The 18,207-nt window shown below is 41.4% G+C and carries 18 protein-coding genes, 1 tRNA gene and 1 pseudogene; 5 read left to right on the forward strand and 15 right to left on the reverse strand.

What is annotated here, in order from left to right:
• Positions 1 to 134 precede the first annotated feature (134 nt).
• Complete coding sequence (gene rpoH, locus HDEF_RS09475) at positions 135 to 992, forward strand: RNA polymerase sigma factor RpoH (RefSeq protein ID WP_015874417.1); 858 nt, start codon at positions 135 to 137, stop codon at positions 990 to 992.
• A 45-nt stretch (positions 993 to 1,037) separates the two neighbouring features.
• Here rpoH and fre read toward each other — a convergent pair whose 3' ends face one another.
• Positions 1,038 to 1,760, reverse strand: coding sequence for an NAD(P)H-flavin reductase (gene fre, locus HDEF_RS09480; protein WP_015874418.1), 723 nt, complete (start codon positions 1,758 to 1,760; stop codon positions 1,038 to 1,040).
• Positions 1,761 to 3,248, reverse strand: coding sequence for a 4-hydroxy-3-polyprenylbenzoate decarboxylase (gene ubiD, locus HDEF_RS09485; RefSeq protein WP_015874419.1), 1,488 nt, complete (start codon positions 3,246 to 3,248; stop codon positions 1,761 to 1,763). It abuts the gene before it with no gap.
• A 121-nt stretch (positions 3,249 to 3,369) separates the two neighbouring features.
• Here ubiD and rfaH point away from each other — a divergent pair, with 121 nt between their 5' ends.
• A complete protein-coding gene (rfaH, locus tag HDEF_RS09490) occupies positions 3,370 to 3,858 on the forward strand; it encodes a transcription/translation regulatory transformer protein RfaH (protein ID WP_015874420.1) in 489 nt (162 codons plus the stop codon).
• Between the two features lie 6 nt (positions 3,859 to 3,864).
• Here the strand turns inward: rfaH and hemB are convergent, their stop codons facing one another.
• Positions 3,865 to 4,881: a porphobilinogen synthase gene (gene hemB / locus HDEF_RS09495; protein ID WP_015874421.1), complete on the reverse strand. Its 1,017-nt coding sequence runs from the start codon at positions 4,879 to 4,881 to the stop codon at positions 3,865 to 3,867.
• A 143-nt stretch (positions 4,882 to 5,024) separates the two neighbouring features.
• On the opposite strand from hemB, the gene HDEF_RS09500 reads away from it, so the two are divergent.
• Positions 5,025 to 5,101: transfer RNA gene (locus HDEF_RS09500), tRNA-Pro, on the forward strand.
• A 56-nt stretch (positions 5,102 to 5,157) separates the two neighbouring features.
• Here HDEF_RS09500 and yjgA read toward each other — a convergent pair.
• The 6 genes and pseudogenes from yjgA to hemA all read right to left on the reverse strand — a co-directional run bounded on the left by yjgA (position 5,158) and on the right by hemA (position 11,009).
• Positions 5,158 to 5,709, reverse strand: coding sequence for a ribosome biogenesis factor YjgA (yjgA, locus tag HDEF_RS09505; protein WP_044612591.1), 552 nt, complete (start codon positions 5,707 to 5,709; stop codon positions 5,158 to 5,160).
• Between the two features lie 31 nt (positions 5,710 to 5,740).
• Complete coding sequence (locus HDEF_RS09510) at positions 5,741 to 6,901, reverse strand: glutathionylspermidine synthase family protein (RefSeq protein ID WP_015874423.1); 1,161 nt, start codon at positions 6,899 to 6,901, stop codon at positions 5,741 to 5,743.
• 20 nt (positions 6,902 to 6,921) lie between these two features.
• A complete protein-coding gene (locus HDEF_RS09515; protein WP_015874424.1) occupies positions 6,922 to 7,614 on the reverse strand; it encodes a DUF1190 family protein in 693 nt (230 codons plus the stop codon).
• 105 nt (positions 7,615 to 7,719) lie between these two features.
• Positions 7,720 to 8,577, reverse strand: coding sequence for a peptide chain release factor N(5)-glutamine methyltransferase (prmC, locus tag HDEF_RS09520; protein WP_015874425.1), 858 nt, complete (start codon positions 8,575 to 8,577; stop codon positions 7,720 to 7,722).
• A gap of 1 nt (position 8,578) precedes the next feature.
• Positions 8,579 to 9,661, reverse strand: coding sequence for a peptide chain release factor 1 (gene prfA, locus HDEF_RS09525; protein ID WP_015874426.1), 1,083 nt, complete (start codon positions 9,659 to 9,661; stop codon positions 8,579 to 8,581).
• Between the two features lie 44 nt (positions 9,662 to 9,705).
• Positions 9,706 to 11,009, reverse strand: a pseudogene (gene hemA, locus HDEF_RS09530) (glutamyl-tRNA reductase).
• Between the two features lie 165 nt (positions 11,010 to 11,174).
• Between hemA and lolB the strand changes: the two are divergent.
• The gene (lolB, locus tag HDEF_RS09535) at positions 11,175 to 11,825 is read left to right on the forward strand and encodes a lipoprotein insertase outer membrane protein LolB (protein WP_015874427.1); all 651 of its coding nucleotides are present in this window, start codon (positions 11,175 to 11,177) and stop codon (positions 11,823 to 11,825) included.
• Positions 11,822 to 12,697, forward strand: a complete 876-nt coding sequence (gene ispE / locus HDEF_RS09540) for a 4-(cytidine 5'-diphospho)-2-C-methyl-D-erythritol kinase (protein ID WP_015874428.1) — start codon at positions 11,822 to 11,824, stop codon at positions 12,695 to 12,697. The genes lolB and ispE overlap by 4 nt, the downstream gene beginning before the upstream one ends.
• A gap of 1 nt (position 12,698) precedes the next feature.
• Here ispE and HDEF_RS09545 read toward each other — a convergent pair whose 3' ends face one another.
• Genes HDEF_RS09545 through HDEF_RS09570 form a run of 6 tightly spaced genes read right to left on the reverse strand, consistent with a single transcriptional unit; the run spans position 12,699 to position 18,178 of the window.
• Positions 12,699 to 14,054, reverse strand: coding sequence for an L-cystine transporter (locus tag HDEF_RS09545; protein WP_015874429.1), 1,356 nt, complete (start codon positions 14,052 to 14,054; stop codon positions 12,699 to 12,701).
• On the reverse strand, positions 14,054 to 14,605 hold the full coding sequence (locus tag HDEF_RS09550; RefSeq protein ID WP_015874430.1) for a metal-dependent hydrolase: 552 nt from the start codon (positions 14,603 to 14,605) through the stop codon (positions 14,054 to 14,056). The genes HDEF_RS09545 and HDEF_RS09550 overlap by 1 nt, the downstream gene beginning before the upstream one ends.
• Positions 14,602 to 15,432 (reverse strand): metal ABC transporter permease, encoded by an 831-nt coding sequence (locus tag HDEF_RS09555; protein ID WP_015874431.1) that lies wholly within the window; start codon positions 15,430 to 15,432, stop codon positions 14,602 to 14,604. Before HDEF_RS09555 ends, HDEF_RS09550 begins: the two co-directional genes overlap by 4 nt.
• The gene (locus tag HDEF_RS09560) at positions 15,432 to 16,307 is read right to left on the reverse strand and encodes a metal ABC transporter permease (RefSeq protein ID WP_015874432.1); all 876 of its coding nucleotides are present in this window, start codon (positions 16,305 to 16,307) and stop codon (positions 15,432 to 15,434) included. The genes HDEF_RS09555 and HDEF_RS09560 overlap by 1 nt, the downstream gene beginning before the upstream one ends.
• Entirely contained in the window at positions 16,308 to 17,198 is an 891-nt protein-coding gene (locus tag HDEF_RS09565) for an ATP-binding cassette domain-containing protein (protein ID WP_015874433.1), read from the reverse strand.
• Positions 17,195 to 18,178: a metal ABC transporter substrate-binding protein gene (locus HDEF_RS09570; protein WP_015874434.1), complete on the reverse strand. Its 984-nt coding sequence runs from the start codon at positions 18,176 to 18,178 to the stop codon at positions 17,195 to 17,197. The genes HDEF_RS09565 and HDEF_RS09570 overlap by 4 nt, the downstream gene beginning before the upstream one ends.
• Positions 18,179 to 18,207: the final 29 nt, after the last annotated feature.

Raw genomic sequence — 18,207 nt, forward strand, 5'->3', positions numbered from 1 at the left:
CTTGAATCTTCTTTTTTCAATGTTACAATGCGGCCATTTATTTTATTGCATCCTGCGATTAAATTAACCCTTAATAGAAACTATCTCAAGAATGATTAGTATCACATACTAAAAATTGATGAGAGGAGGTTTACATGATGAAAGAAATGCCCACTCTGGCTTTAATGCCTCAGGGCAGCTTGGAAGCTTATCTTAGAGTATCGAATTCTTATGCGATGCTTACCGAAGAAGAAGAACGGGCTTTAGCGGAACGTCTTCATTCTCACGGCGATTTAAATGCCGCCAGGCAGCTTATTTTATCTCATTTACGTTTTGTCGCACACATCGCTCGTCATTACTCTGGCTACGGTCTTCCGCAAGCTGACTTGATTCAAGAAGGCAATATCGGCTTGATGAAAGCGGTTCGACGTTTTAACCCGAACATGGGTGTACGCCTGGTTTCTTTTGCGGTTCACTGGATCAAGGCAGAAATTCATGAATACGTTTTACGTAACTGGCGAATCGTTAAAGTGGCGACCACCAAAGCTCAACGCAAACTTTTCTTTAATTTGCGCAAAGCGAAGCAACGTTTGGGCTGGTTTAGTCAAAACGAAGTTGACATGGTGGCGAAAGAATTAGGCGTGACCAGTAAAGATGTTCGAGAAATGGAATCACGTATGTCAGCACAGGATATGGCATTTGAATTACCATTAGAAGATGAATCCCGAGAGGGTCAATCGCCAGCGCCTGTGATGTATCTAGAAGATAAAAATTCTGATTTTGCAGATAATATCGAAAAAAATAATTGGGGAGATCATGCGGCTGACAGTCTATGGGTTGCATTAAAAGGTTTGGACGAACGTAGCCAGGATATTATTCGCGCCCGTTGGCTGGATGATGACAACAAATCGACGTTACAGGAGTTAGCTGATCGCTATGGTGTATCTGCTGAACGGGTTCGTCAATTAGAAAAAAATGCGATGAAAAAATTACGTTTATCCATAGACATTTAATTTGTCAGCAAGGACAAAAATCAAAAATTGAGAGGTTGATTTTTCCTAAAAATTTTCAGAGGCTGTTTTAAGAAAACCAAAAGCATCCCCATAAATTCTGGCTGAATTTCCATTGCGCCTTTCACAAAATTGCTTTTGCGCAATTTGCGCCATTTCAAAACGACCCGCAATGTAAATCTCTTGTTCCGTGAGCAGCTCATAATCATCTAAAACAGCGTTTAATACCGTCCCTGTTTTCCCTTTCCAACCTGGCCGAGCTTGTTCGATAACGGGCACAAAAGTAAACCTTGAATGCTGGATACTCAGGGCCTGTAATGCTTCTAAATCATAAAGATGCTTTAACTCACGCCCCCCCCAATAAACGGATATTTCACGATGAGGTTGTTCCGATAACGCACTCAATAAGATAGAACGCACATAGGAAAAACCTGTTCCCCCGGCAATCAATAAAAGAGGGCGCCGGCTGCCTTGACGAAACCAGGCATGACCATGCGGGATATCAATATCAATTGCTCTATTTTGAAAAATACGATCCATCACGGCCATGCCATAGGTGTTGAAATCTGAAGTCCCAATATGTAACTCGATTTCTTTTTTTTCTAAAGGCGTGGATGCCATCGAAAATGGACGATGGTCACCTTCGCCCATGATGACCATCAAATACTGCCCAGCCTGAAATGAAAATTCGCCTAAAGGCGTTAATTTTACCCGATAGACTGTATCGTTAATGGCTTCTACTGAGTTCACTTTACAGTTTAGAGTGGCCATTTATTTTTTCTTGACCGATTGTTGATTGAAGATATTCAGTTCGTCCCAAATGGCATCAATGCGATCACAAACGCTTTTGTCCATCTTAATGGTCCGCCCCCAGACACGTTGAGTTTCTGCTGACCACTTATTGGTCGCATCCAAGCCCATTTTTGAGCCTAACCCTGCAACAGGGGAAGCAAAATCCAGATAATCAATCGGTGTATTTTCTATTAATAGGGTATCCCTTGCAGGATCCATTCGGGTCGTGATAGCCCAGATCACATCATTCCAATTGCGAGCGTTAATGTCATCATCACAAACAATCACAAATTTGGTGTACATAAATTGACGTAAAAATGACCACACGCCCATCATGACTCGTTTAGCGTGCCCCGCGTATTGTTTTTTTATCGTGACCACAGCCAAACGATAAGAGCACCCTTCAGGAGGCAAATAAAAATCCACAATCTCAGGAAATTGTTTTTGCAAAATAGGAATAAAAACCTCGTTTAAGGCGGCCCCCAATATGGAAGGCTCATCAGGGGGGCGGCCCGTGTAGGTGGAATGATAAATGGCGTCCTGTCGTTTGGTGATATGACTGACTGTAAAAACAGGAAAATGCTCAGTTTCATTATAGTAACCCGTATGGTCACCATAAGGCCCCTCTTCAGCGGTCTCCCCTGGTTGAATATATCCTTCTAACACGATTTCAGCATTGGCGGGCACTTGAAGATCAGAAGAAAGGCACTTCACGACTTCGGTTCTATAGCCACGCAATAAGCCCGAAAACGCATATTCAGACAGCGTATCAGGGACAGGTGTGACTGCGCCTAAAATGGTTGCGGGATCAGCGCCCAGAGCGACAGCGACCGGAAAAGGTTGCCCAGGGTTTGTTTTACACCATTCTCGATAATCTAATGCCCCGCCACGATGTGGAAGCCATCGCATAATGATCTTGTTTTTGGATAGCACCTGTTGACGATAAATCCCTAAATTTTGTCGCTCTTTATGAGGACCTCGTGTGATGGTTAACCCCCAAGTGATGAGCGGGGCGACATCACCTGGCCAGCAATGCATCGCAGGGAGACAACCGAGATCTAAATTGTCTTTCCAGATTTCTTCCTGACAGGGCGCGGATGTCAGGATTTTATTCGGCATATTTAAGATTTGCTTAAACTTTGGCAACTTGGAAAGTAAATCACGAAAACCCTTGGGGGGTTCTGGCTCTTTTAAAAAAGCTAACAGTTGCCCCAGCTCACGCAAGGTGCTGATGTCTTTCTGGCCCATGCCCATGGCAACCCTTTGAGTGGTACCAAAAAGGTTACACAGAACCGGCATGGCATGCCCTTTGGGTTTCTCAAATAAAAGAGCGGGCCCTTGGGCTTGCAATGTGCGATCAGAAATTTCGGTCATTTCCAAAAAAGGATCAATAGTTTGATGGATACGTTTCAGTTCCCCTTTTGCTTCAAGTAAGGCTAGAAAATCTCTGAGATCTTTGTATTTCATGGTTGTTCACATTTTAAAAATTAAAATAAACTGTTTATGAGCCATTTTTTTGGCGTTTTTATTTAGGGGTACTGTATGTATAATATTACCCATCCGCTCTATTTTAACGTGCTGAAGTATGATGAAATCCTGGTATTTATTGTATTGCAAACGGGGACAGGTTTTTCGAGCTCAAGAACATTTAGAGCGACAAAAAGTGTCCTTTCTGACACCTTTGGTCACAGTCGAAAAATGCTTGAGAGGCAGACGCATCCAAGTAGAAGAGCCTTTATTTCCTAATTATTTATTTATCCATTTTGATCCAGAAATGATTCACACCACCTGTATCAAAGCCACCCGTGGTGTAAGAGATTTTGTGCGTTTTGGAAACCAGCTGGCCGTGGTTCCAGATATCGTTGTCACTCAAATACAACAGCGGACATTCGATAAATCAGTCGATTTTCGTATTCCGACACCCGGCGATCTTGTTTCAATTACTGACGGCCCCTTTGTTGGATTACAAGCAATCTACTCTCAGCCTGATGGTGAAATGCGTTCTATTTTATTGATGAATCTGCTTCATCAACAAGTTTCAAAAAGTTTTGACAATCATCAATTTCAAAAAAAATAAGCTTTTTTATTTTTGATAATTTTCATTTAGCCATTGTGCTACCTGTTTCGCAAAATAAGTTAAGATGCCGTCTGCACCCGCACGCTTAAAACAAAGTAATGATTCCATAATAACGTCTTTTTCTTGTAGCCATCCGTTTTGGATGGCGGCTTGATGCATGGCATATTCGCCAGAGACTTGATAAGCAAAAGTGGGCACTCCAAAAGTCTCCTTGACTCGGCGTACAACATCCAAATAAGGCATGCCAGGTTTTACCATGACCATATCCGCGCCTTCTTGTATATCTAGAGCCACTTCCTGTAAAGCTTCATCAGTGTTAGCGGGCTCCATTTGATATGTTTTTTTATGGCCTCCCTTTAAGTGATGGCTCGAACCAACGGCTTCACGAAAAGGGCCATAATAACAGGAAGCATATTTTGCTGAATACGCCATGATTTGTGTATTATAAAAGCCCTGCTTTTCCAATTCAGATCGAATCACTCTGATACGCCCGTCCATCATATCGCTCGGCGCGATAATATCTACGCCTGCTTCTGCTTGAGACAAAGCCTGACGTACTAAAATCTTGTTGGTGAGATCATTGATCACATCCTGATGTTCATCGATAACACCATCTTGACCATGGCAGGTATATGGATCTAATGCCACATCGGCTAAGACACCCAACTGAGGTAAATGTTTTTTTAATAAGCGAATGGCGCGTTGCACCAATCCTTCGGGATGATAGGCTTGTTCTGCCTGTAATGATTTGAGGCTCGGATCAATCACTGGAAATAAAGCCATCACAGGAATGCCTAATTGAGCCACCTGCTCTGCCTCTTTGAGTAAGAGATCCATGCTCATCCTAAAAATGCCAGGCATCGAAACGATCTCTTCACGGCGACAATGACCTTCCATGATAAATACGGGGTAAATCAGGTCATTTAAGCTGAGATGATGTTCAGCCAGTAAACGACGGCTGAAACCATATCGGCGCCCACGGCGCATACGACGATAGGGGAAAGTGCTTAGGCAATCATTCATATTGATTTACTGAGTGATGGTTCATCTTGATTTAAGAGTCAATACTTAATGACGATGTTTTTAATCCCTGAAATAAATATATTCTTGGCAACCAGCTAAAAGCTTGCATAAAAAAAAAAAAAAGATACGATCACCGCAAATTTCGGCATGTAGCGCAGCCTGGTAGCGCACCGTCATGGGGTGGCGGGGGTCGGAGGTTCAAATCCTCTCATGCCGACCAAAATAGCCCATAAAATCCTCCCTTTTGCCTTCCTCATCTATCTCAATCCATTGCAATTATTTTGTTTTTGATAACAGACGAAGATATTCAAATATTTGTCTTAAAGCTTTTTGAGATTGACCAGCCGCTTTTTCTTTTTGAGCATTTCGAATCAAGCTCCGAATATGTTGACGGTCTGCCGAAGGGTACAGTTGCAATAGGTCCACAATCGCACTGTCGCCTCCTTCTACGATGGAATCGCGCAAATTTTCTAATTGATGCAAAAGTGCAATATCTTCACGATCACGGTGATGTCGTTCATTTAATGCGGCTTTAATCGATTGTAGCTGCTCTTGTCGAGAGCGTAACATTTTTCCAATCAGTTGAATCTGTCGTCGGTGGCCTTCTTTTTTTATTTTTTGAGCCAGCTCAATGGCTTCCAGTAAATCTGTATCCAAAGGAATATGTTTTAAAGCCTGTTTGCTTAAACCAATCAATTCTCGGCCTAATTTTTTTAATGCCTCAGCATCCCGTTTTAATTCACTTTTACTGACAACAATAGATTGCGTATGATCATCATTTTTTCTTTGAACTCTCTCATTCAGACTATGTTCAAATTTTTCATTGATATTCATCAATATTTCACCGGTCGGCTAACCATCAATTCAAGATAATATGTGGATAAAAACGCGAAAGGTCTTGCGTAATTAATTCATTATCCTCACGTAAGCCTATTCCACAGGGTTGATCATTAACCAGCCAACTCCCTATCATAGTATAACTATCGCCAAAACGGGGTAATGGATGAAATTGTTGTACAATCTTCCCTTCTGCCCCATAAGGCCCTGCAGATCGCGCGATTTTTTCCCCTTTTTTTACGATCTCAATGTTCGCCCCTTCTCTTGAAAAAAGAGGTTTAACCACGTAACTGGATAAATTGATGGCAGGATCATTAAGAAAATAAGCAGGTAAAAGATTAGGATGATGGGGATACATCTCCCACAACAAAGGTAACAGGGCTTTATTAGAAATCAAACTTTTCCAGGCAGGTTCCAGCCAACTGACATGAGCGCCTTCTAATTTCGTTGAGAACATTTCTCTAAACATGAATTCCCAAGGGTAGAGCTTGAACAAATGTTGGATAACCTGATCATCTGTGTCAGTCAATTCGCCCTTTTCCCCCAACCCAATCTCGTCAATAAAAAGAAAGCGGCCTTCCAGATCCGCTTCTTTTGCACAGTCTTTTAAATATTGCACTGTGGCACGATCCTCTTCACTGTCCTGACAAGCGGTAAAATGTAAAAAAGTAAAGCCATGTTGAGATTTGAGTTCAGCAAAGCGATAGATCAGCTTTTCTTGCAAACTATTGTACTGGTCTGCTTCCCTGCTTAAATGTTGAGCTTGTATTTGATCTTCCAGCCACAACCATTGAAAAAATGCCGTTTCATACAAAGAAGTCGGCGTATCCGCATTATTCTCAAGAAGTTTTGCTGGGCTTTGACCGTCATAAGCCAAATCCAGTCGCGAGTAAAGAGAAGGTTGCCTTGTATCCCATGAAGCTTTTACAAAATCCCAGCAATGCCGAGGAATACAAAATTGGGTCAGTCGTTCTTCACTATTGACGACTTTTTCCACAGCTTCTAAACACATTTGATGCAACTGTGCTGTGGTATTTTCTAGTTCCTCAATCTGAGCGAGGGTAAATTGATAGTAAGCTTCTTCAGACCAGTAAGCTTTGCCGTGCATGCTGTGAAAATAAAAACCAAATTCAGACGCTTTTTCACGCCAATCTGGACGTTCTTTAATGGTGACACGTTTCATAACGAAAAAACCAGCACGTATTATCCCCCGGTTCCACGAGAGAAGGATTTTGAAGAAACACCACCCTGTTTCATTGAGGCTTGTTGATCAACGGTTTGGCCAAATCCCCCTCGAGTGATGGTTTTTGTGACAGAAGGTTTTGGAGCAAGGGCGCTTTTAGGGAGATTCATGGTACGACCATAGGTTGCTGCTCCATAATTTTTTCCTGTGGCATCCACAAACTTATCCTTCATAGGGCTAGTGGAAGATTGAGAAGTAAATAAAGGTTGCTGGTTGAATCCTCCTCCCATCATTTTCCCCATCATGTAACCGGCCATTAATGGCATCCACATACTGCCACTTTGCTGCGGTTGTGCAGTGCTATTTTTGTCTGCTGTGGATGAAGTGGCCAGTATGTCCGCCTGTTCAGATGTCACTTTAGTGCATTGTGATTGACCAAACTCAGCGACACAGTCTTCACGACTGGCATATTTAGGTGATGTTTTTGTCGCCTCTTTTAATGCGGCTTGATATGCCTGTACACATTGCTGATTCATAGAAGGATTGGCTTTGGAGCAATCGTCTGCATTTTGATAAAGAGAGACGGTTTGATCTGATTTTTCACACGCGGTCAAAAAAAATACCGTGCTAATAGATAATGCAATCGGAGCAAGCCGATAACCGCGCCAGGATTTACGAAATTTTTCTTTATGGATATGATGGGTCCGTTTCATAGTCATTTACCTCACATTTTTTATTTCAAGGATTTTATCACAAGCTTTATTAGCGTTCTTTAAAAAATCTAAAGTAAAAAAATAAACGCGTTGTTAACCGTGTCATCATTTTCTGTTTTTAGCCTTCAAGGATGCAGGAACCCATTGACCAGATGTCACTCTGGGATGCCCTCCATCATCTCTATAAGTGGACACAGAAGAAAAGCCGGTTTGATAGAATAATGTTTGTATTTTATCTGACTGCTGCCATCCATGCTCAAGTAACAACCAGCCACAGGATGTCAGATAATGTGGAGATTCCCTGATAATATGCTTTACATCTGCAAGACCTTCATCTGCCGATACCAATGCGCTGAGCGGTTCGTAGCGAAGATCGCCTTTATTAAGATGAGGATCTTCGGCATCTATATAAGGCGGATTACTGACAATCACAGAAAAATATCCATTGACGGCTGAAAACCAGTTTCCCTGAAAAAAAGAAAGATGTGGCAACCCCAGTTTTTTTGCATTATGAGAAGCCAGTTTGATGGTCTCTTCTTTTATATCCGTACCAATAATCGTGCAATCTGAACGCTCATGCCCTAAAGCCAAGGCGATACACCCCGTCCCTGTGCCTAAATCTAAAACACGTGAAGCTCCCCGAGGGATATGTTTCAACGCTTGCTCTACTAAACATTCGGTATCAGGGCGGGGAATCAAGGTCACCGGTGATACCGAGATAGGCAAAGACCAAAATTCGCGTTCGCCTATTAAATACGCAATAGGTTCACCTTGCGCCCGACGTTGCACTATGATTTCAAGCGATGCCTGTTCTTCCACTGTTAATTTTGTCTCACCAAAACCAAGTAATACGCTACGAGGTTTACCGGTCACATATCCCAAAAGAATTTCAGCATCCCTTTTTGGGCTGTCACTTTGAGCTAATCTCTGAATGGTATTAATAAACCATTGCTGATAATTCATCTCATTCCTGTTCAGATAATGCGGAAAGAAGATCGGCTTGATGCTCACGTAAAAGAGGATGAATCAATATATCTAGCTTACCGGACATCACTTCATCTAAACGATATAAGGTGAGATTGATACGATGATCTGTGACCCGACCTTGAGGAAAATTATAAGTACGATGACGATCAGAGCGATCACCAGATCCCAGCAAATTTCGCCGCTCAGAAGCTTGAGCCTGTTGCCTTTTTTGAACCTGCGCGGCGTGCATACGCGCGCCTAATACAGACATCGCTTTTGCCTTGTTTTTATGCTGAGAACGCTCATCTTGACATTCAACCACAATGCCTGTTGGTAAGTGTGTGATGCGAATCGCCGAATCTGTGGTGTTGACATGCTGACCACCGGCACCGGATGAACGAAATGTGTCAATACGCAAATCAGAAAGAGTGATTTTCGGCAACTCTTCTTCAGGAATTTCTGGCATAACCGCAACAGTACAAGCCGAGGTGTGAATACGCCCCTGTGATTCAGTCGTAGGCACTCTTTGTACTCTATGGCCGCCTGATTCAAATTTTAATTGCCCATACACCCCTTCCCCAGAAATTTTGGTAATCATTTCTTTGTAGCCGCCATGCTCACCTTCATGAGCACTGATGATTTCCATTTTCCAGGAACGCGATTCGGCATATCGGGCATACATTCGGAACAAATCTCCGGCAAAAATCGCGGCTTCATCACCCCCTGTGCCTGCCCGAATTTCTAGAAAACAACTTCTTGAATCATCGATATCTTTGGGTAATAACAAAATTTGTAACTGTTGTGTTAATTGCTCACTTTGAATTTTGGCTTTTTCTAGTTCTTCAGTAGCCATTTCATGCATTTCAGGATCTTGCAACAAGCTTTTCGCAGCTATCATGTCATTTTGTAGCTTAAGCCATTCTGTAAAAAGCTCAGCAATGTTGCTGAGCTGAGCATATTCTCGAGACATCATACGAAAGCGTTCTTGATCTTGAATGGTCAAAGGATCTGCAAGGTGCGCTTGCAACTCTTCGTGACGCTCTTGTAATGCTTCTAATTTTTTAATAAAAGATGGCTTCATTTTTAGTGCCAGTCCTATAACAAAGGGGATAAGAAATCGTTTTTTTAATTAGGGTGTCTTTTTTTAGTAGACTGTTTTTTAAAATGAAGTAATCCAGAGTGTTCCAGGCTCTCATGCAAAAATTTAAAGCGCTCAATGTCACCATCAAGAGCCGCTTTTTTCAAAGAAGAGGTTGGCGCATGAATCAGCTGATTCGTCAGCTTATGTGTCAATGCATACAATGTTTTTTCTAGATTATCTCCTTTTTTGATCGCCGCTAATGCTTTTTCTGTGAGAGCAATCCGTATTTGATCTGCTTTAGAACGATATTCGCGAATCATTTCAGACGAACTTTGTGATCTGACCCAGGAGATAAAATTAAGACTTTCTTCTTTTATAATCGACTCCGCTTTGAAAACGGCCCTTTTTCGATGGGAAAGATGACGTTCAATAATACTTTGTAAATCATCGATATTGTAGAGGTAAACATTTGGCACATGACCGACTTCAGGCTCAATGTCTCTTGGTACCGCAATATCTATAAAAAGCATGGGCTGATTTCGTCGTTTTTTAAGCGCTTGCTTAATCATGTTTTTATCAATGACAGGCAACTGGCTGGCTGTTGAGCTCATGGTGATATCAGCTTCATATAAACGGGATGGTATCTCTTCGAATCTGATGACATCAGCGCCGAAGTCATTTCCGAGGCAAAGTGCCTTTTCAAAAGTACGATTTGCAATAATAAGACGTTTTACCTTATGTTTAAATAGATGACGCGCCATCAACTCAATGGTTTCTCCTGCTCCAATCAACAGTACGGTCACTTCAGAAAGAGATTCAAAAATCTGCCGCGCCAGACTGCAGGCCGCAAACGCAAAAGAGACAGCGTGCACACCAATATCGGTTTCAGTTCGCACTCGTTTTGCGACTGAGAAAGATTTTTGAAATAACCGCTTTAGGTCACGACACATGATTTGGTGCGGTTGAGATTGAGTAAATGCTTTTTTAATTTGACCCAAAATTTGTGGCTCTCCTAATATCAGAGAGTCTAGTCCGCTCGCAACACGCATCAGATGCTCAACGGCCTGATCATCATAATACCAGTATAAGCTTTTGATCAGCTCTTCGGGTTTCAGATGGCAATATTCACATAACCATTGAATCAGTTTTTTTCTAAACCTGACTGATTTTGTGCGCTAAGATAGAACTCAGTTCGATTGCATGTGGATAAAAACACGCCGCTTTTTACCAGGGTTGTTTGGATTAAATGATGGAACGCCTGTTCAAAAGAGTCAGGTAAGAAACTCATTTTTTCACGTAGAGCAACAGCCGCTGTTTTATGATTAACACCTAGCGCGAGTAAAGTCATGAAAAGAAATTTCGGATGATGATCTGAAAAGTTAAAAACTTTTATAGAGATAAAGTAAGGTCTACTGTTTGAGTGGGATTCTACGTGATAGAAGAGATCCTTGTCATCTATAAAAAAACAGCCCTCTATTCATGACCCTGTTTTTTTTGAAAAGAGAATGTCAATATGCTGATCTTTAAAATCTGTTTTTATCGGTTATTACCATTGAGCGTTTTATTACTGGCTGCCTGTAGCGCTTTAAAAGCGCCCGAATCATCTTCTGTATTAAAAAATCATATCGCTTCTGATGAATGGCAAGAATATCAGCATCAATTAAAACAAATTCAGCAATTTCAAATTCAGGGATCAGTGGCTTATTTTTCTGATGAAAAAAAGGCCTATGCTCGATTTTTCTGGCAACAATATTCGCCTAAAAATTATCATTTATTGCTGCTGAGCCCTCTTGGCCAAACTGAATTTGAACTTAAAGTGACCAATGGACGTGTTGATATGGCCAAATATAAAGATCAAGGCGAGATAAAGGGTGATGCAGAAGAGATTTTATTCAAATTAACGGGAATACCGATTCCTTTGGAGCATTTGTCTCGTTGGATTGTAGGCGCATCAAGCGATGCTGATGAGATCATTTTAAATCGCCAATCTCGCCTAAAAACGCTGATTCATCACAAAAAAGAACAAACCTGGAAGGTCTACTATCAAGCGTACAATACAAAAATAACGCCTATATTGCCTGAACGGCTTGAACTATATTTGATTTCTCCAAATCATCAAGATCAGAGAATGACACTCAAAATAAATCATTGGATATTAAAATGAAACAGGTTTGGGCTTCTCCAGCAAAACTCAACGTGTTTCTTTATATCACAGGGCAGCAGCCTGATGGTTATCATCAATTGCAGACACTGTTTATTTTTCTCAATTATGGGGATGAAATCACGATTGTGCCTCGCCAGGATGAACAAATCCTTTTAATGACGCCCATCCCGAATGTGAGCCATGATCAAAATTTAGTAGTTCGAGCGGCACGTTTATTACAGCAGCAGCCAGGAAAAAAATCACAAACAGGCTCTTTACCAAGAGGGGCTGAGATCAGCATTAAAAAGTACGTACCAATAGGAGGGGGATTAGGGGGCGGATCCTCTAATGCGGCAACGGTGTTATTGGCCCTGAATCACTTATGGGGATTCAATTTTAGCGAAGATGAACTGGCAGTGCTAGGTTTAAAATTAGGAGCAGATGTCCCTGTTTTTATTTATGGAAACTCAGCTTTTGCAGAAGGCGTAGGAGATCGTCTGCAACCTGTTGAATGGCCCCTAAAATGGTATTTGGTTTTATATTCTGATGTGAAGATTTCAACCAAAATGATTTTTTCTGATCCTGAGTTAAAAAGGAACACGCCCAGACGCTCACTCTCAACACTTTTGGCCGCACCTTATCATAATGATTGCGAACCTGTCGTAAGAAAACGTTTTCCCAAGGTTGATGAACTGCTTTCCTGGATTTCACAATACGCGCCGGCACGCCTGACTGGAACGGGCGCCTGTATTTTTAGTGAATTTAATACAGAATCCGAGGCACGTGACATACTCGAGAAGGTTCCCAAGGGGATCTATGGTTTCGTGGCATCTAGTACCCAAATTTCTCCTTTAAAAAAGGATTTTTTGGATGTGAGATCACAGATATCCTGATTTATGATGGAGGTGTTGATTTTTTCATGAACTGGTTTGTAATGACACCAGCACTCATAGAACCATTCACATTCAATGCAGTGCGACCCATATCCACCAAGGGTTCAATAGAAATCAGCAAAGCCACCAATGTCACTGGAAAACCTAACGCCGGTAGTACCATCAAGGCTGCAAAGGTCGCGCCTCCTCCAACACCCGCAACACCCACAGAACTGATGGTCACCACCGCCACTAATGTGGCTATCCATAAGGGATCTAACGGGTTAATTCCCATAGTAGGTGCAATCATGGTGGCCAGCATCGCTGGGTAAAGTCCTGAGCAACCATTTTGTCCAATATTCGCACCAAAGGAAGCTGAAAAATTGGCAATAGACTCAGGCACCCCCAACCGATGAGTTTGAACTTCAATATTAAGAGGAATACTCGACGCGCTAGAACGGCTGGTAAACGCAAAAGTCAAAACAGGCCAAGCGTGCCGAAAAAATTTTCTGGGATCAACACCTGAAAGAAAGAGCAACAAGGCATGTACTAAAAACATCACCCCCAAACCTACATAAGAGGTAATCACAAAATGACCTAATTTCAATATGTGATGGACATCAGTAGTGGCGACTATTTTTGTCATCAGGGCCAAGACACCATAAGGGGTGAGTAGCATCACCAAACGGACTAAATTCATGACCCAGGCTTGAAGACAATCAATCGCCGATAATACGCTTTTACCCCTCGTTACATCAATTTTGATCATTCTTAAGACGGCTACACCTAAAAAAGTGGCAAAAATGACGACGCTGATAATAGAGGTAGATGTGGCAATTGCCAGGGCTAAAAATGGATTTTTGGGGATAAATGAAAGGATTAACTGAGGTAGGCTAAACTCGGTGAGCTGCGACATATATTTACTTTGAATGGTATTTAATTGTGTCGTTTCTGCTTTACCTTGGATGAGGCCTTCTGCCGTTAAATCAAAAAAATGAACAATAAAAATGCCTACCAGGGCCGCAATGACAGTCGTGAAAAGTAATGTACCGATGCTGATCAAACTTATTTTTCCAAGCGAAGAAACATTATGTAATTTTGAAACCGCACTTAAAATAGAGCTGAATATCAAGGGCATGACGACCATGTGTAATAATTGAACGTAACCACTCCCAACAATATTCAACCAGCTAATTGATTCCTGCAAAATAATTGAATTGGCGCCATATATAAATTGCAACGAAACCCCAAATAAAACCCCCATCACAAGACCAGTAAAAACTTTTTTTGTTAAACTCCAGTTCATATAAGAAGTTTGAGCCAACAGTAGTAACAGAACTAGAAATGCCAACAAATTCATCATAATGAGTAGATACATTAGAAGTCGCCAAAAATTGGAAGTTTTTTAACATAAAGCTGTATGGAAGTGGCTGTATCAGTTTGCCAATACAGTGCGATAAGAACTAACAATACACAAAATATTCGTTCTGATAATTGACTCCTTTTTGTATTAATCAAAGGAATTCGAAAACGTTGTCGATATGGCCAGAAAAGGGGAATACCTGATGGCGTTAACATGTCGGCTAGTAAATGACTTAAATATCCTACCACCATCCCCTGCAGCACATCTGTTGCGAAAACACCATGACTTGCAAAATTGATCTGAAATAAAATGATTCCGGCAATAATCGCAAAAAGACTGTGAGTGAAACCTCTATGGCCGAATACAAGGGCAATTGGGCGTGAAATCCATCTTAATCTTTGTCCTAGCAGGGAATAAGGATGATCAATATCAGGTAATAAGGATGTTAACAGTGCGGCTGGGATAATATGCCACCAATCTCCATTCGCTAATTGAGGTGTCAATGCGGCTTTTTTAGCAAAAATGGCACAAGCGACAGAAAAAATTAAATGTCCTTCCCCAGTCATTTTTTGATGCCATTGATTTGCTTGTAAATTAATGAAGTCATAAAAATGACTGCCTGTACTATCACAATACAAGGCCCTGTAGCACCATCGATATGAAAGCTCAATAAAATGCCGGAAACACAGGAAATCACTGAAACCAGGCTCGCGATGATCAGCATTTGATGAAATTGTTGACATAGCATCAAAGCAGTCATACCAGGTGCTATCAACATCGCTATCACCAATATCACTCCAACCGCTTGAAAAGAAGCCACAATCGTCAATGAAAGTAAACAAAGCAACCCATAATGTAATAATGTAACAGGTAATCCGATGACTTTGGCATGATTATTATCAAAACAGTACAACATAAAATCTTTACGTTTTAATAGCATTACAAAAAAAGTCACCCCAGAGATCCAGAGGGTTTGATGAAATTCAGATATTGAAACGCCCAATATATGACCGAATAAAATATGACTGAGATGTTGATCCGTATCCACAGTTGAAAATAAAACAAGACCCAACGCAAACATGCCTGAAAAAACGATGCCCATTACAGTATCTTGTTTGACTCTACTGTTTTCTTTGATATATCCAGTGGCAAAAGCGCAAAAAATGCCAGAAGCAAATGCGCCTATTGATAATGGTATTCCTGATAAAAAGGCAAGCACAATGCCGGGTAATACCGCATGAGAGATGGCATCCCCCATTAATGACCAACCTTTGAGTACCAGGTAGCATGAAAGCACGGCACATACCATGCCTGTCACTACGGCAATCATTAAGGCCCGTTGCATAAAAGGATAAATAAAAGGTTCCGTGATCAGATTGAAAACAGTATTCATCAAGATTTTCCTTGAGGAAGACTGAGGCGATTTTTTTTATAGACATGATAACGGCGAGCCAGTACACCATATTTAGGAGAAAAATAAAAAGCCAATAAAAAGAACAACGTTTGTAGAGTGACGATGATCCCGCCTGTGGAACCATTAAGGTAAAAGCTGAAATAAGCACCAAGCGCACTGGTCACGGCACCAATCACGATCGCCATGATCAACAAATAGCCAAAACGATCTGTTAGAAGATAAGCGGTTGCGCCAGGTGTGATCACCATAGAGATCACTAAAATGGCGCCCACCGTTTGCAATGCTGCAACCGTGCAGGCACTCAGAAGTGTAAAAAAGATAATTTTTAATCGAAACGGTGATAAGCCGATAGAAACCGCATGATTTTCATCAAAAAAGACCACCAATAAATCTTTCCAAATGATGCAGAGCGTGAAAAAAGAAATAAAAATAATGAGTTGAACCTGCCATACATCATGATCAGCAATCCCTAATATATTGCCGAAAATAATAGATTGCACATTAATTGAGGTGGGATTCAACGAAAGGATCAATAACCCAGCCGCAAAAAATGTCGAAAAAATAAAACCAATAATCGCATCTTCACGTAAGGAAGTGATATGTCGCATCAGCGTCATTGATAGAGCAGCCAGCATCCCCGTAAAAAATGCGCCTGCCGCATAAGGTAACCCTAAGGCATACGCCCCGGCGACGCCTGGAACAACAGAGTGAGCAAGCGCGTCCCCCATCAGTGACCAGCCTTTCAACATCAAATAAGCAGAAAGGAAAGCACAGGTTGCCCCGACAATGGTACTCACCCATATTGCTTTGACCATGTAATTGTAATGAAAGGGTTGCAGTAAAATGTCCCACATTTAAGAAGATGTCCCCTTGGATTTAGTTTGAGTTGGAGGATCATTTTTAGTATGGCCATAAAACACTACAGGGCGTTCATCATCAGTAATCACCGTCACGCTGCGGCCATCATTATCCTCATGCAGTGCCGAACCAGAGAGATTAATATGCCGAAGTACACCGCCAAAAGTCATTTCCAGATTTTTTTGTGTAAAAGTCGTTTCTGTCCTACCAGCACACAAAATTGTTCGGTTAATAAAAATAACGTGATCACAAAATTCTGGCACGCTCCCCAAATTATGGGTTGATACCAAAATTAAGTGATTTGTATCCCGTAAAATACGCAACAAATCAATAATGGCGTTTTCTGTTTTAACATCGACACCAGTGAAAGGCTCGTCAAGTAGCAAGACAGACGCTTCTTGTGCCAGTGAACGTGCTAAAAATACCCGTTTTTTTTGTCCACCAGACAGCTCCCCAATTTGCCGTGTTGCTAATTCAGATAGGCCCATACGCTCTATGGCCTGATTCACAATATTTTTATCTTTTTGGCTGGGGATCCGAAAAAAATTCATTTTTCCATAGCGCCCCATCATGACAACATCTTTGACCAGGACAGGGAAATTCCAATCAATCTCTTCTGTTTGTGGTACATAAGCAATGCTGTTTTTACGCAAAGCATAACTGATGGGTTGATGATTCAAGCTCACATGACCTGATGTTGGTTTAATAAGCCCGATAATGCTGTTAAATAAAGTCGATTTACCGCTGCCATTGACGCCCACTAGCGCACAGATTACACCGCCTGATAAAGCAAAACTCGCATCATAAATCGCGGTATGACCATTTTTATAAGTGACAGAAACGTTTTCTACTAAAAGCTCAGGGCGGATAAACATGTCACTTTTCATTGACCAAATCCTTTTGCTATCGTTTGCACTGTGATGTTGAGCAGATCGATATAAGTAGGTACAGGCCCATTTTTATTGGAGAGGGAATCGACATAAAGAATACCCCCATATTGTGCGTCTGTCTCTTTACTGACCTGTTTTGCAGGTTTGTCAGAAATGGTGCTTTCACTAAATACAACGGGGATGCGATATTGACGAACAATATCAATTACTTTACGAACTTGCTGAGGAGATCCTTGCTCCTCTGCATTGATCGGCCACAAATAAGCTTCCTTGAAAGCGTAATCTTGTGCCAAATAACTGAAAGCCCCTTCGCTGGTGACTAACCAGCGTTGATTTTCTGGAATACGAGCTAAACGTGCCCGCAATCGCGCATCTAGGGCACGAATTTGAAGAGCATAAGTCTCAGCATTTCGTTGATACACAGCGGCATGTTCGGGATCATGTTTTTTGAAAGCGTTGCAAATATTATCAATATAAATTAAAGCATTAGAAGGCGACATCCAGGCGTGAGGGTTAGGAATGCCATGGTAAGGCCCCTCACGGATAGGTAAGGGTTGTATATTTTGGGTCACAATCACTGCAGGAACCTGTTTAATGTTTTCAAAAAAACGCTCGAACCAACGTTCCAGGTGCATCCCATTCCATAGAATTAAATCAGCGGATTGTGCTTTCAAAATATCGCGTGGAGTAGGCTGATAACCATGGATTTCTGCGCCTGGTTTAGTAATGGACTCTACCACAGCCGCATCGCCTGCAATATTTTGGGCGATATCCTGAATAATGGTGAAAGTGGTGATGACTTTAAATAGCCTATGATTTTTAGAAGCCGATATTTCGGCATGGTTAAAAGTACTGATTGAAAACAACGAAATCGATAATAATGTGAGATAAAAAAAACGAAGGCGATAAAAAAAATGATTTAAAACGTAATCAACAGGTTTCTGGTTTAAAACCGTATTTTTATATTTATTAAACATATATGTTATTTTTTTTGTTAATTTTAAAG

It is taken from the genome of Candidatus Hamiltonella defensa 5AT (Acyrthosiphon pisum), from assembly GCF_000021705.1.
Classification (GTDB): Bacteria; Pseudomonadota; Gammaproteobacteria; order Enterobacterales; family Enterobacteriaceae; genus Hamiltonella; species Hamiltonella defendens.

What these genes read in the sequence shown, in the direction of transcription:
- ispE (WP_015874428.1), top strand. Translation starts at nt 11,822, where the DNA reads ATGAAACAGGTTTGGGCTTCTCCAGCAAAACTCAACGTGTTTCTTTAT.
- lolB (WP_015874427.1), top strand. Translation starts at nt 11,175, where the DNA reads ATGCTGATCTTTAAAATCTGTTTTTATCGGTTATTACCATTGAGCGTT.
- HDEF_RS09555 (WP_015874431.1), bottom strand. Translation starts at nt 15,432, where the DNA reads ATGAATACTGTTTTCAATCTGATCACGGAACCTTTTATTTATCCTTTT.
- HDEF_RS09550 (WP_015874430.1), bottom strand. Translation starts at nt 14,605, where the DNA reads ATGACTGGGGAAGGACATTTAATTTTTTCTGTCGCTTGTGCCATTTTT.
- HDEF_RS09545 (WP_015874429.1), bottom strand. Translation starts at nt 14,054, where the DNA reads ATGTATCTACTCATTATGATGAATTTGTTGGCATTTCTAGTTCTGTTA.
- HDEF_RS09565 (WP_015874433.1), bottom strand. Translation starts at nt 17,198, where the DNA reads ATGAAAAGTGACATGTTTATCCGCCCTGAGCTTTTAGTAGAAAACGTT.
- ubiD (WP_015874419.1), bottom strand. Translation starts at nt 3,248, where the DNA reads ATGAAATACAAAGATCTCAGAGATTTTCTAGCCTTACTTGAAGCAAAA.
- prmC (WP_015874425.1), bottom strand. Translation starts at nt 8,577, where the DNA reads ATGAATTATCAGCAATGGTTTATTAATACCATTCAGAGATTAGCTCAA.
- rfaH (WP_015874420.1), top strand. Translation starts at nt 3,370, where the DNA reads ATGAAATCCTGGTATTTATTGTATTGCAAACGGGGACAGGTTTTTCGA.
- prfA (WP_015874426.1), bottom strand. Translation starts at nt 9,661, where the DNA reads ATGAAGCCATCTTTTATTAAAAAATTAGAAGCATTACAAGAGCGTCAC.
- HDEF_RS09560 (WP_015874432.1), bottom strand. Translation starts at nt 16,307, where the DNA reads ATGTGGGACATTTTACTGCAACCCTTTCATTACAATTACATGGTCAAA.
- fre (WP_015874418.1), bottom strand. Translation starts at nt 1,760, where the DNA reads ATGGCCACTCTAAACTGTAAAGTGAACTCAGTAGAAGCCATTAACGAT.
- HDEF_RS09515 (WP_015874424.1), bottom strand. Translation starts at nt 7,614, where the DNA reads ATGAAACGGACCCATCATATCCATAAAGAAAAATTTCGTAAATCCTGG.
- hemB (WP_015874421.1), bottom strand. Translation starts at nt 4,881, where the DNA reads ATGAATGATTGCCTAAGCACTTTCCCCTATCGTCGTATGCGCCGTGGG.
- HDEF_RS09510 (WP_015874423.1), bottom strand. Translation starts at nt 6,901, where the DNA reads ATGAAACGTGTCACCATTAAAGAACGTCCAGATTGGCGTGAAAAAGCG.
- HDEF_RS09570 (WP_015874434.1), bottom strand. Translation starts at nt 18,178, where the DNA reads ATGTTTAATAAATATAAAAATACGGTTTTAAACCAGAAACCTGTTGAT.
- rpoH (WP_015874417.1), top strand. Translation starts at nt 135, where the DNA reads ATGATGAAAGAAATGCCCACTCTGGCTTTAATGCCTCAGGGCAGCTTG.